General features: G+C 62.8%; 16 protein-coding genes and 1 pseudogene. 16 read left to right on the top strand and 1 reads right to left on the bottom strand.

The window, feature by feature from the left end; all coding sequences use genetic code 11:
- The 10 genes and pseudogenes from YH3_RS36645 to YH3_RS10035 form a co-directional block, all read left to right on the top strand.
- Nucleotides 1-200 (top strand): annotated as a pseudogene (locus YH3_RS36645) (glutamyl-tRNA reductase); the annotation flags it as partial.
- Nucleotides 197-1,171: a hydroxymethylbilane synthase gene (gene hemC, locus YH3_RS10000; RefSeq protein WP_007735311.1), complete on the top strand. Its 975-nt coding sequence runs from the start codon at nt 197-199 to the stop codon at nt 1,169-1,171. The pseudogene YH3_RS36645 and the gene hemC, both read left to right, overlap by 4 nt.
- A gap of 60 nt (nt 1,172-1,231) precedes the next feature.
- On the top strand, nt 1,232-2,794 hold the full coding sequence (locus YH3_RS10005; RefSeq protein ID WP_003941969.1) for a bifunctional uroporphyrinogen-III C-methyltransferase/uroporphyrinogen-III synthase: 1,563 nt from the start codon (nt 1,232-1,234) through the stop codon (nt 2,792-2,794).
- A 75-nt stretch (nt 2,795-2,869) separates the two neighbouring features.
- Nucleotides 2,870-3,844: a porphobilinogen synthase gene (hemB, locus tag YH3_RS10010; protein WP_007735309.1), complete on the top strand. Its 975-nt coding sequence runs from the start codon at nt 2,870-2,872 to the stop codon at nt 3,842-3,844.
- A gap of 49 nt (nt 3,845-3,893) precedes the next feature.
- Nucleotides 3,894-4,556 (top strand): hypothetical protein, encoded by a 663-nt coding sequence (locus tag YH3_RS10015; RefSeq protein ID WP_007735307.1) that lies wholly within the window; start codon nt 3,894-3,896, stop codon nt 4,554-4,556.
- Between the two features lie 57 nt (nt 4,557-4,613).
- A complete protein-coding gene (locus YH3_RS36025) occupies nt 4,614-4,769 on the top strand; it encodes a hypothetical protein (RefSeq protein ID WP_003941930.1) in 156 nt (51 codons plus the stop codon).
- A gap of 15 nt (nt 4,770-4,784) precedes the next feature.
- The gene (locus YH3_RS10020; protein ID WP_003942066.1) at nt 4,785-5,222 is read left to right on the top strand and encodes a hypothetical protein; all 438 of its coding nucleotides are present in this window, start codon (nt 4,785-4,787) and stop codon (nt 5,220-5,222) included.
- Entirely contained in the window at nt 5,215-5,730 is a 516-nt protein-coding gene (locus tag YH3_RS10025; protein WP_003941872.1) for a hypothetical protein, read from the top strand. Before YH3_RS10020 ends, YH3_RS10025 begins: the two co-directional genes overlap by 8 nt.
- On the top strand, nt 5,723-5,995 hold the full coding sequence (locus YH3_RS10030) for a hypothetical protein (protein ID WP_064443318.1): 273 nt from the start codon (nt 5,723-5,725) through the stop codon (nt 5,993-5,995). The genes YH3_RS10025 and YH3_RS10030 overlap by 8 nt, the downstream gene beginning before the upstream one ends.
- Nucleotides 5,996-6,026: 31 nt before the next feature.
- Nucleotides 6,027-6,308: a metal-sensitive transcriptional regulator gene (locus tag YH3_RS10035; RefSeq protein WP_003942012.1), complete on the top strand. Its 282-nt coding sequence runs from the start codon at nt 6,027-6,029 to the stop codon at nt 6,306-6,308.
- 12 nt (nt 6,309-6,320) lie between these two features.
- On the opposite strand, the gene YH3_RS10040 is transcribed toward YH3_RS10035, so the two are convergent.
- Complete coding sequence (locus YH3_RS10040) at nt 6,321-6,932, bottom strand: TetR/AcrR family transcriptional regulator (protein ID WP_003942004.1); 612 nt, start codon at nt 6,930-6,932, stop codon at nt 6,321-6,323.
- A 254-nt stretch (nt 6,933-7,186) separates the two neighbouring features.
- Between YH3_RS10040 and YH3_RS10045 the strand changes: the two genes are divergently transcribed.
- The 6 genes from YH3_RS10045 to YH3_RS10070 are packed head-to-tail and all read left to right on the top strand — an operon-like array spanning nt 7,187 to nt 13,073.
- The gene (locus tag YH3_RS10045) at nt 7,187-7,933 is read left to right on the top strand and encodes a 3'(2'),5'-bisphosphate nucleotidase CysQ (protein ID WP_042453014.1); all 747 of its coding nucleotides are present in this window, start codon (nt 7,187-7,189) and stop codon (nt 7,931-7,933) included.
- Complete coding sequence (cysD, locus tag YH3_RS10050; protein WP_019744365.1) at nt 7,930-8,835, top strand: sulfate adenylyltransferase subunit CysD; 906 nt, start codon at nt 7,930-7,932, stop codon at nt 8,833-8,835. Before YH3_RS10045 ends, cysD begins: the two co-directional genes overlap by 4 nt.
- Nucleotides 8,835-10,736: a sulfate adenylyltransferase subunit CysN gene (cysN, locus tag YH3_RS10055; protein WP_007735300.1), complete on the top strand. Its 1,902-nt coding sequence runs from the start codon at nt 8,835-8,837 to the stop codon at nt 10,734-10,736. The genes cysD and cysN overlap by 1 nt, the downstream gene beginning before the upstream one ends.
- 24 nt (nt 10,737-10,760) lie before the next feature.
- Entirely contained in the window at nt 10,761-11,120 is a 360-nt protein-coding gene (locus YH3_RS10060; protein WP_003942015.1) for a nuclear transport factor 2 family protein, read from the top strand.
- Nucleotides 11,114-11,905, top strand: coding sequence for an SDR family oxidoreductase (locus YH3_RS10065; RefSeq protein ID WP_064113990.1), 792 nt, complete (start codon nt 11,114-11,116; stop codon nt 11,903-11,905). The genes YH3_RS10060 and YH3_RS10065 overlap by 7 nt, the downstream gene beginning before the upstream one ends.
- Before the next feature lie 22 nt (nt 11,906-11,927).
- Entirely contained in the window at nt 11,928-13,073 is a 1,146-nt protein-coding gene (locus YH3_RS10070) for a sulfotransferase (RefSeq protein ID WP_064443319.1), read from the top strand.
- Nucleotides 13,074-13,137: the final 64 nt, after the last annotated feature.

Raw genomic sequence — 13,137 nt, forward strand, 5'->3', positions numbered from 1 at the left:
GCACCGTGCGACGCGTCGTGGACAAGCTGCTCCACGCCCCGACCGTGCGCGTCAAGCAACTGGCGTCGGCCCCCGGCGGCGACTCCTACGCAGCAGCGCTGCGCGAACTCTTCGAACTCAGCCCCGGATCTCCCGCGGCCGTGGCCACACCCACCGATCTGGTGGACGGCGACCGCACTGGAAGGGACCTGCAGGCATGAGCGTCACCACCCCTCGATCGGGGAGCCCGCTGCGGATCGGCACTCGCGGAAGTCTTCTCGCGACCACGCAAGCCGGTACCGTGCGCGATGCCCTCATTGCGGCCGGACATCCCGCCGAGTTGGTCATCATCAAGACCAAGGGTGACCAGTCCACCGATCCCGTCCAGAAGATCGGCGTCGGAGTGTTCACGGCAGAGCTTCGAGAAGCCTTGCTGGACAACCGCGTCGACGTTGCGGTGCATTCCTACAAGGACTTACCGACCGCGCAGGACCCGCGTTTCGTCATCGCGGCGATTCCGCCACGCGAAGATCCGCGTGACGCGCTCGTCGCCCGTGACGGTCTGGTCCTCGGGGAGCTCCCGGCCGGTTCCAAGGTGGGAACCTCGGCGCCGCGCCGTGTTTCGCAGCTGAAGGCACTCGGTCTCGGCCTCGACATCGTGCCGTTGCGGGGCAACCTGCAGCGCCGTCTCGGCAAAGTCGAATCCGGTGAACTCGACGCCGTGATCCTCGCTCGCGCCGGCCTGTCTCGTATCGGTCTGCTCGATCTCATCACCGAGAATATCGAGCCCGTGCAGATGCTCCCTGCTCCGGCGCAGGGTGCTTTGGCCGTCGAATGCCTTTCTGCCAATGTGGAATTGGCGGCGATCCTCGCCGAGCACGACGACGCGGGTACCCGGGCGGCAGTTACTGCCGAGCGCGCCCTGCTCGCCGAGTTGGAAGCCGGCTGCACCGCTCCGGTGGGAGCGATCGCGGAGATCGTCGAATCCCTCGACGACGACGGCAGAATCTTCGACGAACTGTCGGTACGCGGCTGCGCAGCCGCCATCGACGGTTCGGACGTCATCCGTACCGGCGCCGTGGGTGCGCCGGACAAGGCCGAGGAACTCGGCCGAGCGGTAGCGCGCGAGTTACTCGAACTCGGCGCCCGCGAGTTGATGAACGTGACTACAGGCGAGGCAGCCGATGTTTGACGCCCCACTTTGCACTTGCACCAAGTTCCCATTTCGATACAGCGCACTGGAGAATCACCGATGACCCGAGTCCGAAAGAACACTCCCGGACGGATCCTGTTCGTGGGATCGGGACCGGGCGACCCCGCCCTGCTCACCGTTCGCGCACGTGACGTCCTCACCGGCGCCGCAATGGCATTCACCGATCCGGATGTCGACAAGGGCGTCGTCGCACTCGTCGGCATCGACATGGGCCGCGACGAGGAGACCGGCGAGCTGATCGCGGACGTGCGTCCGGCACTCGGCGAGCCTGCCGAGGTTGCAAAGACATTGGTGCACGAGGCCAAGAACGGCCACGACGTCGTGCGTCTGGTCTCCGGCGACCCGCTGACCACGGATTCCGTGATCGCAGAGGTCACCGCAGTCGCCCGTACGCAGGTTCAGTTCGAGGTTCTCCCGGGTCTGCCTTCCGGTTCGGCTGTGCCGAGCTACGCCGGCATGGCGCTCGGCTCGGGTCACACCGAGGCCGACGTTCGCGGTGAAGTCGACTGGGCTGCTCTGGCCGCTGCACCGGGACCGCTTGTCCTGCACGCGACGTCCGGACATCTCGCCGAGACCGCCAGCGCGCTGGTCGAGAACGGCTTGGCCCCGCAGACGCCTGCTGCGATCACCGTCCGCGGTACCACTCGTCAGCAGCGAACCGTCGAGGCAACTCTCGCGACGCTCAACGAAGCCGGATCCGAACTGGTGGGCTCGCTCATCGTCACCGTCGGCAAGGTTGTCGCGCAGCGCAACAAGATGTCGTGGTGGGAATCGCGCGCTCTGTACGGCTGGACCGTCCTCGTGCCGCGCACCAAGGATCAGGCCGGCGAGATGAGCGACCGTCTGGTCACTCACGGAGCGATCCCGATCGAGGTTCCGACCATCGCCGTCGAGCCGCCTCGCAGCCCGGCTCAGATGGAGCGTTCGGTCAAGGGACTCGTCGACGGTCGCTACCAGTGGGTCGTCTTCACTTCCACCAATGCTGTTCGCGCAGTGTGGGAGAAGTTCGAAGAGTTCGGCCTCGACGCTCGCGCCTTCTCCGGTGTGAAGATCGCCTGCATCGGTGAAGCAACCGCAGCCAAGGTGCGCTCGTTCGGCATCAACCCCGAGCTGATCCCGACCGGTGAGCAGTCCAGCGAAGGCCTGTTGGCCGAATTCGCCCCGTACGACGACGTTTTCGATCCGGTCAACCGGGTTCTGTTGCCGCGGGCGGACATTGCGACCGAAACCCTCGCAGAGGGCCTGCGCGAACGCGGTTGGGAGATCGACGACGTCACCGCCTACCGCACCGTCCGGGCAGCGCCGCCGCCGGCCGAGACCCGCGAGATGATCAAGACCGGTGGATTCGACGCCGTCTGCTTCACCTCGTCCTCGACCGTGCGCAACCTCGTCGGCATCGCCGGCAAGCCGCACGCCCGCACGTTGGTCGCGTGCATCGGCCCGAAGACGGCCGAAACCGCTATCGAGTTCGGTCTGCGCGTCGACGTGCAGCCCGAGACCTCGCAGGTGGGACCGCTGGTGGAGGCTCTCGCCGAGCATGCTGCTCGTCTGCGCGCCGAAGGTGCTTTGCCGCCCCCGCGCAAGAAGTCTCGAAGGCGCTAGCGCACCCGTGAGTGGTTGAGGAGTCTGTGGACTCCTCAACCACTCACAGGTTCCGACGAAGGAGGGCTACTTCTCGTGTTTCCCACTCATCGCCCTCGCCGGCTCCGGCGCACTCCTGCGCTCCGGCGACTCGTGGCAGAGACCTCGCTCGAACCCCGGCACCTCGTTTTGCCGATGTTCGTCGCCGACGGCATCGACGCACCGCGTGAGATCAGTTCCATGCCAGGCGTTTTCCAGCACACTCTCGATTCGCTGCGGTCCGCAGCGGTGGAAGCGGTGGAAGCCGGCGTCGGTGGCCTGATGCTGTTCGGTGTCCCGAAGGCGGAGGACAAGGATCCCCAGGGGTCCGGTGCCTCCGATCCCGACGGAATCCTCAACGTCGGATTGCGCGCTCTGGCAGACGAACTCGGCGATTCGACGGTCATCATGGCCGATACCTGCCTCGACGAGTTCACCGATCACGGCCATTGCGGCGTGTTGACTGCCGGCGGCGCTGTCGACAACGACGCGACCTTGATCCGATACGTCGAAATGGCTCTCGCACAAGCTGAATCGGGTGCGCACCTGCTCGGTCCCAGCGGCATGATGGACGGTCAGGTGGCTGCGATCCGCGGTGCACTCGATGCTTCGGGGTATGTCGATGTCGGTCAGCTCGCCTATGCCGCGAAATATGCGTCAGCGTTCTACGGGCCGTTCCGTGAAGCCGTCGGATCCTCACTGCAAGGCGACCGTCGTACGTATCAGCAGGACGGCGCCAATCGCCGCGAGTCGATGCGCGAGGTAGACCTCGACGTCGCCGAGGGCGCCGACATGGTGATGGTCAAGCCTGCAATGTCCTACCTGGACATTCTGCGTGAGACCGCCGACCGGTCCCCGGTTCCGGTCGCTGCGTACCAGATCTCGGGGGAGTACTCGATGATCACCGCGGCCGCGCAGAACGGGTGGATCGATCGGGACGCGGCGATTCTCGAATCGCTCATCAGCATTCGCCGCGCCGGTGCCGACGTGGTCCTCACGTACTGGGCGTCGGAAGTTGCCGGATGGCTGTGACGGAGTCACGCATGGTGGCTGCGCCGGTATCGACCGATACGCTGGTGTCATGACCGAGCAGTGGCCGCCGTCGCGCCAGGAACCGCCCCGCCGGGAACCTCCCTACGAGAACCAGCCGTTCGAGAATCAGCCGTACCGCGAACTCGGACCGATGCCGACGGGTCAGATCCCGGGATACGGCCCCGGTTACAACGGATACCCGGGACCTGCGCCGAAACCCGAGCCGCCGACGGACGTCGTGACTGCGATTCAGTTGTGGTGGGCTGTGACGGCGCTCGGGTTGGTCCAGGGCGGCGCGATGATCTGGATGCTGCTCGGGCAGAAGTCGATGTTCGTCGACGAGATGCTCAGAAATCAGGCAGCTGTCGACGCCGGTCTGACGCGTTCCGACGTGGAGGGCATGTTCCCACTGGTCATCGTGTTCTCTGCGGTTTTGGTCGTGATCGTCACCGCGGTGTTCCTTCTGTTCGTGCGCGCGATGAGTCGCGGCAGGAACTGGGCTCGAATGTTGCTGACGTTCTGTGGCGTCTTCATGCTGGTCTCCGCGATCCCGGTGATCTTCGGGCTCGGCGGAGACGGCGGCGCGGCCACTCTGCTGTTCGGCGGAGCGGAAATCCTGCAGGCAGTTGCTGCTGTCGGGGCGATCGTGATGATGCACCGAAAAGAGTCCAATCCGTACTTTCTTCGTTTCCCCCCGGCGGGGAACCGGTAGGTAGCTCGGGGTACTGTGAAACGGGTCACTGAAGTAGTAGGGGAGAGGTCGGACGCGATGAGTTCTCAGGAAGCCCTGCGTACGGAAAGCACCCACGACGCGCCACTGCGCCAACGTGGTTCACGCACCGAAGTGATCTTGTTCGCGATCCTCGGAGCCTCTGTTCTGGTGACACTCCTGATGCTCATGATTCCGGGCATCGTCAGCGGATAGCGCACACTTGAACCCGTGAGTATCTCTACGAAGGTCAGGCGCCCGACGGCTGTCGAGGCAGCATTCTGGCTGTGGATCGCCAGCGCGTTCCTGCTCATACTCTTCGGCCTGATCAATGTCACCAGCGCTTCGTATTCGTTGCGTGAGCAGTTCACCGATCAAGGCGTTTCGGCCGGAAACATCGACATCTACGTCACCTTCGTGCGGGTGTCAGGGCTGGTTCTGCTGTTGACCGGCCTCGCGATCGGCGGCCTCGCCGGTCCCACTCGCGCCGGAAGGGCGTTGTGCCGACGGATCCTGGTGATCGTGTCCGGAGTGTTCGCGGTGCTGCAGATCGCGCTGGTCGTGGCCGGGATCAGTACCGTGCTCGCGCTGGTTGTTCCCGTCATGCTGATCTGTGCCTGCGTCGCGATCTACCGCGACACCACCCGAAGTTGGTTTGCCCGTGGCTGATCGCGCGCCGGAAATCGGCCCGGACGTTCTGTACTACGAACCGGGTTCTCGGTGGTGGGCCATCGCGTTCGGTCCGATCTTCTGCCTGATCGCCTTGGTCATCGAACTGTTCACCGGCCCGGTGGTGCATTGGTTCGGTCTGGCGATGTTCGCCGTGATCCTCACCGGATTGGTCTACGTGCAGGTGATCGCAGCACGGCGGCACGCGAGCGTACTTCTGACCGCGACCACGTTGCGTCAGGGAACCGAAGAGGTGCCGATCACCGAGATCGCCGAGGTGTTCCCGGAGTCCGACGACGCTGCCTACGAGGACGAAATGGAACCGTGGGAAACGGCACGCGCGCTCGGTGAGCTGTCCGGAGTGCCCAGGCGTCGGCACGGTATCGGCTTACGTTTGACCACCGGGGGATTGGTGCGGGCGTGGGCAAAGGACGATCAGGCACTGCGCGAGGCGTTGAGTCAGGTCGTTGTGGTTGGTGTCGAACCGGACGGGTCTGCCGATGACTGAGCCACAGCCATCCCCGCGTGTCGACGTGAAGACGTGGATCGGTGTACTCGGTATCGTCGCCGCAACGATTCTGGCGGTCGTGTGCTGGCGAGCGGGTACGACGACGTCCGACTTCGGACCGATACTGGAGGGCGCTCCACCGTTCGAGAGCACGCACTACGACGGTCTCTGGATCTCGGGCGCCGGGTTGTCGATTCTGATTGCGGGGCTGATGGCCATCGATGTCGTGCGCCGCGTCCGGGTGGGCTTCGTCGCATCGCAGTAGCCCTCATACGGGTAGGGGGTATAGTTGCGGTATGAGTAGTTACAGCCCCGAGCAGGACGATCTGCTCAAGCGCCTTCGTCGTATCGAAGGTCAGGTAGCCGGAATTTCACGCATGGTCGCAGACGACCGGTACTGCATCGACGTGCTCACCCAGGTATCCGCCGCGACGAGCGCGTTGCAGTCCGTGTCCCTGAAGCTTCTCGACGCCCACCTTGCGGGTTGCGTCGTCGAAGCTGCCAAGCAGGGTGGTCCGGAAGCGGACGTCAAGATCAAGGAAGCTCAGGCGGCCATCGCTCGCCTCGTTCGTTCGTAAGGTGTCGGTCCGTCACTCCGTGATGGACCGCGCGAGCGCCCGGGCGGAGAAGCTCACGAAGTACTCGGGTGTGACTTCTTTGGCGATGTTGATGACGATGGTGTCCGACAGGCCTTTGAGTCCGGAGAGCACGAGATGGATCAACGCGGGGTCGTCGATCAACCGGCTCCCTTCGGCTGCAGCAGATTCGGTGAGCGCTCGAATCAATGCCGAGTTGTAGACTGCTACGGATGCGTGAAGTTCCCGCATGCTTTCTCGGTCGGACCCGGCCATGCCTTCGATGTCGCGCCAAGTGGTGGTGAGTCGACCCACCCGTGCCCAGTGCCGAGCAAACTCGGAAATCATGGACTCGAGTAAGGCGCTCAGTCCCTGCTCGCGGGGGAGCGAGTTCACGAAGTCCGCCATTTCCAGCTGACTTTCGCTGAGGAGGGCGGCGAAGATGTCCTGCTTGTCGACGAAGTACTGGTAGATCAGGCCAGTGCTGGTGCCGGCTCGTTTGGCGACAGCGCGGATCGTGAGCGCGGAGTAGCCTCCTTCGTCCAGAAGCGAGATCGCCGCGTCGAGAGTTCGGCGTCGACGCACTTCGGCGTCGCCGTAGATCGACTTGCTGCTGGTACTGCTCATTTGATCACCGTAGTCGCGGTGGTCGGCATCCTCAATTCACATCGAACACTGTTCGTTGTCGAACGCCACCCAGAAACCAATGTGACTCAGATCATAGAATGAACATTGTTCGAAATAGAATGAACATCGTTCATTCTGGTGTTACGGTATGGCGCAGACCACATCGAGGCCAGTGCAAAGCGCTGGACACTCTGCGGTCTGCCTGACCTTTCTTCCCGTATCGATCGGGAGGTCTACACAGTTGTGGAGTACCTATGACACGCACTAACGATGAACGCGCGGCGATCGACATCGCCGCTGCGGCTGGAGAACTTCTGCTCGACCATCGGAAATCCCTCGGCGAAAACGACGGTGATGTCGCGACTTTCAAGAACGCGGCCGATCGGCTCAGTCATGAATTCATCGTCGCCGAACTTGCCCGACGCTTTCCTGCGGATGCAGTGCTGTCGGAGGAAGGGGCTGACGACCTCGCGAGGCTGGCTGCGGATCGGGTGTGGATCGTCGACCCTCTCGACGGCACCCGTGAGTACGGCGAGGCCGGACGATCGGACTGGGCCGTTCATGTTGCGCTGACCGAAAACGGTGTCCTCACAACCGGTGCGGTCGCAATGCCTGCCCTTGGCGTCACCTATTCGAGCAGCGATGATCGGACCGAACGGGATGCCGCGACGCCGGTTCGAGTCGTCGTATCGCGGACGCGTCGTCCGGAACCGGTCATGCGCATGGCCGACTCGATGGGCGCGGAGTTGATCGAAATGGGATCCGCCGGAGCCAAAGCAATGGCGGTCGTCTCGGGTGAGGCAGACATCTACGCACATGCGGGCGGACAGTACGAGTGGGATTCGGCGGCGCCCGTTGCTGTCGCACATGCTGCGGGACTGCATGTTTCGCGTATCGATGGCAGCGAACTGCGCTACAACCAGGAAAACCCGTGGTTGCCGGATCTGCTGATCTGCCGACCCGAACTCGCCCCGAAAGCACTGGAGGAACTGGGCCGATGACCGCGACACTGACGCACCTCGAACGACTCGAAGCCGAGAGCATTCACATCATGCGTGAAGCTGTTGCCCAGAGCGAGAACCCGGTGATGTTGTACTCGGTGGGCAAGGACTCCGCCGTGATGCTGCATCTGGCGCGCAAGGCCTTCTATCCGTCGAAGCTGCCGTTTCCGCTTCTGCACGTCGATACCACGTGGAAGTTCCGTGAAATGTACAAACTTCGTGACAGTACCGCCGCTGCAGGCGATCTCGATCTGATCGTCCACACCAACCCGGACTGCGTGAAGCAGGGGATCAACCCGTTCACTCACGGCAGCGCTGTCCATACCGACATGTGGAAGACCGAAGGCCTCAAACAAGCCCTCGATCACTACAAGTTCGACGCTGCATTCGGCGGCGCCCGCCGTGACGAAGAAAAATCCCGCGCCAAGGAACGCATCTTCTCGATCCGATCAGCTGCGCACCGTTGGGATCCCAAGCAGCAGCGACCGGAACTGTGGCGGATGTACAACGTCCGCAAAGCGCCGGGCGAGAGCCTGCGCGTCTTCCCTCTCTCGAACTGGACCGAGCTGGATGTGTGGGAATACATACGCCAGGAAGAGATTCCGATCGTTCCGCTGTATTTTGCCGACAAGCGGCCCGTCGTCGAGCGGGACGGTGCGCTGATCATGGTCGACGACGACCGGATGCCCTTGCTGCCGGGAGAGACTCCGGAACTCAAGAGCGTTCGTTTCCGCACCCTCGGCTGCTACCCGCTGACCGGAGCCGTCGAATCGACCGCAACGAGCCTGACCGAGATCATCTCGGAAATGTTGCTCACCACCACTTCCGAACGCCAGGGACGGGTCATCGACCACGACTCCAGCGCGTCGATGGAAAAGAAGAAGCAAGAGGGGTACTTCTGATGACTGTTTCCTCGGATCTGATCGCTGACGACATCGAGGCGTACCTCGAACGTCATGCGAACAAGAGCATGCTGCGATTCATCACGTGCGGCAGCGTCGACGACGGCAAGAGCACCTTGATCGGCCGTCTGCTCTACGAATCGAAACTCGTCTTCGACGACCAGTTGACGGCGCTCGAAGCCGATTCGCGCAAGAGCGGAACCCAGGGGGAGGGGCTCGATTTCGCGCTCCTGGTCGACGGTCTCGCCGCCGAACGTGAGCAGGGCATCACGATCGACGTCGCCTATCGCTACTTCACGACCGAGCGACGCAAGTTCGTCGTCGCCGATACTCCGGGGCACGAGCAGTACACCCGAAACATGGTGACGGGCGCGTCGACCGCCGATCTTGCTGTGATCCTTGTCGATTCCCGCAAGGGGATACTGACCCAGACCCGCCGGCACTCGTATCTGGTGTCGTTGCTGGGGATCAAGCACGTGGTGCTTGCCGTGAACAAACTCGACCTCGTCGACTACTCGCAAGAGGTCTTCGATGCCATTACCGCGGATTATGCAGAGTTCGCTCACGAGATCGGTCTGGACGGGTTCGTCGCCATCCCGATGTCGGCATACATGGGTGACAATCTCACCGAGCGCAGTGCGAATACCCCGTGGTACTCCGGACCAAGCCTGATCGAGCATCTCGAAAGCGTGGACATCGACGATGCTGCCGCCGCGGCTCCGTTCCGGATGCCGGTGCAGTGGGTCAACCGGCCGGACCTCGACTTCCGCGGATTCTCCGGCCAGATCGTTTCCGGCACCGTATCTCCCGGAGATCCCATCCGCGTGCTCCCCAGTGGAAAGACGTCCACAGTCGAGCGCATCGTGACCATGGGTGGCGACCTCGACGTTGCCGGTGCGGGCCGCTCGGTCACCATCACGCTCGCCGACGAGATCGACATCAGTCGCGGTGATGTGCTGTCCATCGGCGACAATCCGCCGGCCGTAGCCGATCAGTTCGAGGCCTGCATCGTCTGGATGGGTGAGGCTCCCATGCTGCCCGAACGGCCGTTCCTGTGCCAGATCGGTACCGTCACAGTCACTGCGCGCATCACCAAACCGAAACACAAGATCAACGTCAACACTCTCGAGAAGACCGCAACGACTACTCTCGCGCTCAACGAAATCGGTGTCTGCAACCTCAGTTTCGATCGACCGGTCCCGTTCGACCCGTACGTCGGCAACCGTGACACCGGTAGCTTCATCCTCATCGACCGCCTTACCAACGGCACTGTCGGTGCGGGCATGATCACGCACTCGCTGCGTCGATCGGACAACATTCACTGGCAATCCGTCGACGTCGACGAGGCCGCGCACACCAGGCTCAAGGGACACCAACCCGCAGTTCTGTGGTTCACCGGTCTCTCCGGTTCGGGAAAGTCGACCATCGCGAACGATGTCGAGCGTCAACTGCACGCACTCGGCGCGCACACCTACCTCCTCGACGGAGACAACGTCCGTCACGGGCTGAATCGAGACCTCGGATTCACCGAAGCCGACCGCGTCGAGAACATCCGTCGCGTCACCGAGGTCACCCGACTGATGGCGGACGCCGGTCTGATCGTGCTCGCGTCCTTTATTTCACCGTTCGAGGCCGAGCGTCATGCCGCCCGTGAATTGATCGGCGACGAACAGTTCGTCGAAATCTTCGTCGACACCGCTCTTGCCGTCGCAGAGGAGCGAGATCCCAAGGGTCTGTACAAGAAGGCTCGACGGGGCGAGTTGGTGAACTTCACCGGAATCGATTCGCCGTACGAACCGCCGCAGAACCCTGACATTCACATCGACACCAGTGTCACGACGACCGAGGACGCTGCGATCGCGATCGTCGACCATCTCCGCGCTCGCGGAACCATTTCTTGATCCGCCTGAACACGAGGAGCATCCATGCCTGACAGGGCTGAAATAGTTTCTGCCGTAGAAGATTACGTCAAGTGTCTCGGAAGTCACGACGTCGACGGACTGGTTGCGCTGTTTGCGCCCGACGCAGTTCAACACGAACCGCTGGGGGTCCAGACCTACCGCGGCATCGACGAGATTCGCGAATTCGATACCGCGAACGCGCAGGTCGATTTCACAGTCAGCCTGCTCGGTCCGATTTCGGTGACGGGAAAGTACGCAGCCATGCAGCTTCGGGTGCAGCGCGCCGGTATCCCCGACTTCGCTGCCACCGATGTGTTCGAGTTCGACGAGAACGGCAAGATCATCTCCCTGAGTGTTGTTCTCGATCCGCAGGCGCTGTGCTGACCCATCAGGGCCTGCTGGCAGGCAAGGTCGTCGTCGTCTCGGGAGTGGGCCCGGCGCTGGGTCGTTCGATTGCGCTGCAGAGCGCGGCGGCCGGAGCGAAGGTTGTTCTGGCTGCCCGCACACCCGAGCGCTTGGAATCGGTGGCAAGGGAGATTCGAGACCGCGGCGGAATCGCGTTGGCCGTACCGACGAACCTCACCGACGTCGATTCGATCGCTTCGTTGGCGGAGACAACTGTCGCTGAGTTCGGTGCGGCGCATTGCTTGGTGAACAACGCATTTGTTCAACCCGCGCAGGTCCCGCTCCTGGACGCCGACGTGGCGTCCATCCAGTCGGGCATCGACATCAACTTGCTCGCGGCGTTGAACGTCACCAGAGAATTTGCTCCGGCATTGATCGAGTCGCACGGGTCCGTCGTGATGGTCACGTCCATGGTGTTGCGCAACCAGCTTCCCGGGTTCGGGGCCTACCGCATCATGAAATCCGGGCTCCTGGCAATGGCACGCAGTTTGTCGATCGATCTCGGTCCCAAGGGCGTTCGAGTCAATTCGGTTGCTCCCGGCTATATCTGGGCGGACTCGGTCAAGAACATGTTCGAGAAGAAGGCGGCGGAGGCAGGAGTCGACCCCAAGGTGATCTACGACGAGATCGCAGCGGGCGCCGATCTGCGCCGATTGCCGGAGCCAGATGACATCGCAAACGCTGTCGTCTTCCTCCTGTCCGATTCAGCCAGGGCCATCACAGGGCAATGTCTCGACGTCAACTGCGGTCACACGCACCACTGATCAACTCATACAAGGACTAGCCATGACACAGGATTACGACGGCATCGGTTCCATCGATGACCTGCACCAGGCTGCGCGCGAGGCGGCCGGGTACGAAAACTTCGGCAGCGAAAGCTATCTCGAAGGACTTCGAGTTCTCCTCGAGTCGTTCCAGAACGAGGCCGACCTCACTCCTCACGGCAGGGTGATCGCTCGCAAGATGATCGTCGGAGCGCTCGCGGGTCGCCTGACCAGCGAGGCCGGATTCGCGAAATATCCAGAGCACGTAGATGTTCCGATCGAACGCCCGATCTTCGTGGTCGGGTTGACCCGCACCGGCAGCACCGCGCTGCACCGCTTGCTCGGTGCCGACCCAGCGCATCAGGGCGCCGAGATGTGGCTCGCCGAGACGCCGCAGCCGCGCCCCGAGCGCGACACGTGGTCGGAGAACGAAGATTACGTTCGCTCCGACGCCTTCTACCGTGCTCGCCAGCGTAATGAGGCAGACCTGATGAAGGTTCATTTCATGGGGGCGGAGGAGGTCGAGGAATGCTGGCGGCTGCTGCAGCAGACGATGCTCTCGACCGCGTTCGAGACGGTGGCGTACGTGCCGAGTTACACCCGGTGGCTGGCGGAGCAGGACTGGACCGAAACATATGCGCGGCACAAGAAGAACCTGCAGTTGATCGGGCTGCACGACCAGGACAGACGGTGGGTGCTCAAAAGCCCGAGCCATGTCTTCGCGATCGACGAGATCATGTCGGTCTATCCGGATGCACTGTTCGTTCGGACCTTCCGGGACCCGTTGACATCGATGGCGTCCACCTTCAGCCTCGTAGAGCAGGGCGGACACGACATGTCGAGGGCCTTCGATCGTCCGGCCATCGGGCGCACGCAACTGGAGTTGTGGGCGCGAGGGAATGCGAACTTCAACAATGCCCGTAGCCGTTACAACCCCGATCAGTTCATCGACGTCGACTACAAGGACTTCATCGCCGATGCGGTCGGCACCGTCGAGAAGATCTATGCACAGTTCGCCCTGCCCTTCACAGACGACGCCCGCGCCGCGGTGGAGGCGTCGCATCAGGCCAGCCTTGCCGAGCACCGTCGTCCGTCGCATCGCTATTCGCTCGAGGATTTCGGCGTGAGCGCTGCCGACGTCGAAGCGAAGTTCGCCACCACATCCTGAAGGCCTCCGGCCCTGTGCGCCTTTTTGGTAGTGCCGACTACCAAAAAGGCGCACAGGGCGAAGC

Source organism: Rhodococcus sp. YH3-3, assembly GCF_001653035.1.
GTDB classification, from domain to species: Bacteria; Actinomycetota; Actinomycetes; order Mycobacteriales; family Mycobacteriaceae; genus Rhodococcus_F; species Rhodococcus_F qingshengii.

What these genes read in the sequence shown, in the direction of transcription:
- hemC (WP_007735311.1), top strand. Translation starts at nt 197, where the DNA reads ATGAGCGTCACCACCCCTCGATCGGGGAGCCCGCTGCGGATCGGCACT.
- YH3_RS10005 (WP_003941969.1), top strand. Translation starts at nt 1,232, where the DNA reads ATGACCCGAGTCCGAAAGAACACTCCCGGACGGATCCTGTTCGTGGGA.
- YH3_RS10015 (WP_007735307.1), top strand. Translation starts at nt 3,894, where the DNA reads ATGACCGAGCAGTGGCCGCCGTCGCGCCAGGAACCGCCCCGCCGGGAA.
- YH3_RS36025 (WP_003941930.1), top strand. Translation starts at nt 4,614, where the DNA reads ATGAGTTCTCAGGAAGCCCTGCGTACGGAAAGCACCCACGACGCGCCA.
- YH3_RS10030 (WP_064443318.1), top strand. Translation starts at nt 5,723, where the DNA reads ATGACTGAGCCACAGCCATCCCCGCGTGTCGACGTGAAGACGTGGATC.
- YH3_RS10035 (WP_003942012.1), top strand. Translation starts at nt 6,027, where the DNA reads ATGAGTAGTTACAGCCCCGAGCAGGACGATCTGCTCAAGCGCCTTCGT.
- YH3_RS10040 (WP_003942004.1), bottom strand. Translation starts at nt 6,932, where the DNA reads ATGAGCAGTACCAGCAGCAAGTCGATCTACGGCGACGCCGAAGTGCGT.
- YH3_RS10045 (WP_042453014.1), top strand. Translation starts at nt 7,187, where the DNA reads ATGACACGCACTAACGATGAACGCGCGGCGATCGACATCGCCGCTGCG.
- cysD (WP_019744365.1), top strand. Translation starts at nt 7,930, where the DNA reads ATGACCGCGACACTGACGCACCTCGAACGACTCGAAGCCGAGAGCATT.
- cysN (WP_007735300.1), top strand. Translation starts at nt 8,835, where the DNA reads ATGACTGTTTCCTCGGATCTGATCGCTGACGACATCGAGGCGTACCTC.
- YH3_RS10060 (WP_003942015.1), top strand. Translation starts at nt 10,761, where the DNA reads ATGCCTGACAGGGCTGAAATAGTTTCTGCCGTAGAAGATTACGTCAAG.
- YH3_RS10070 (WP_064443319.1), top strand. Translation starts at nt 11,928, where the DNA reads ATGACACAGGATTACGACGGCATCGGTTCCATCGATGACCTGCACCAG.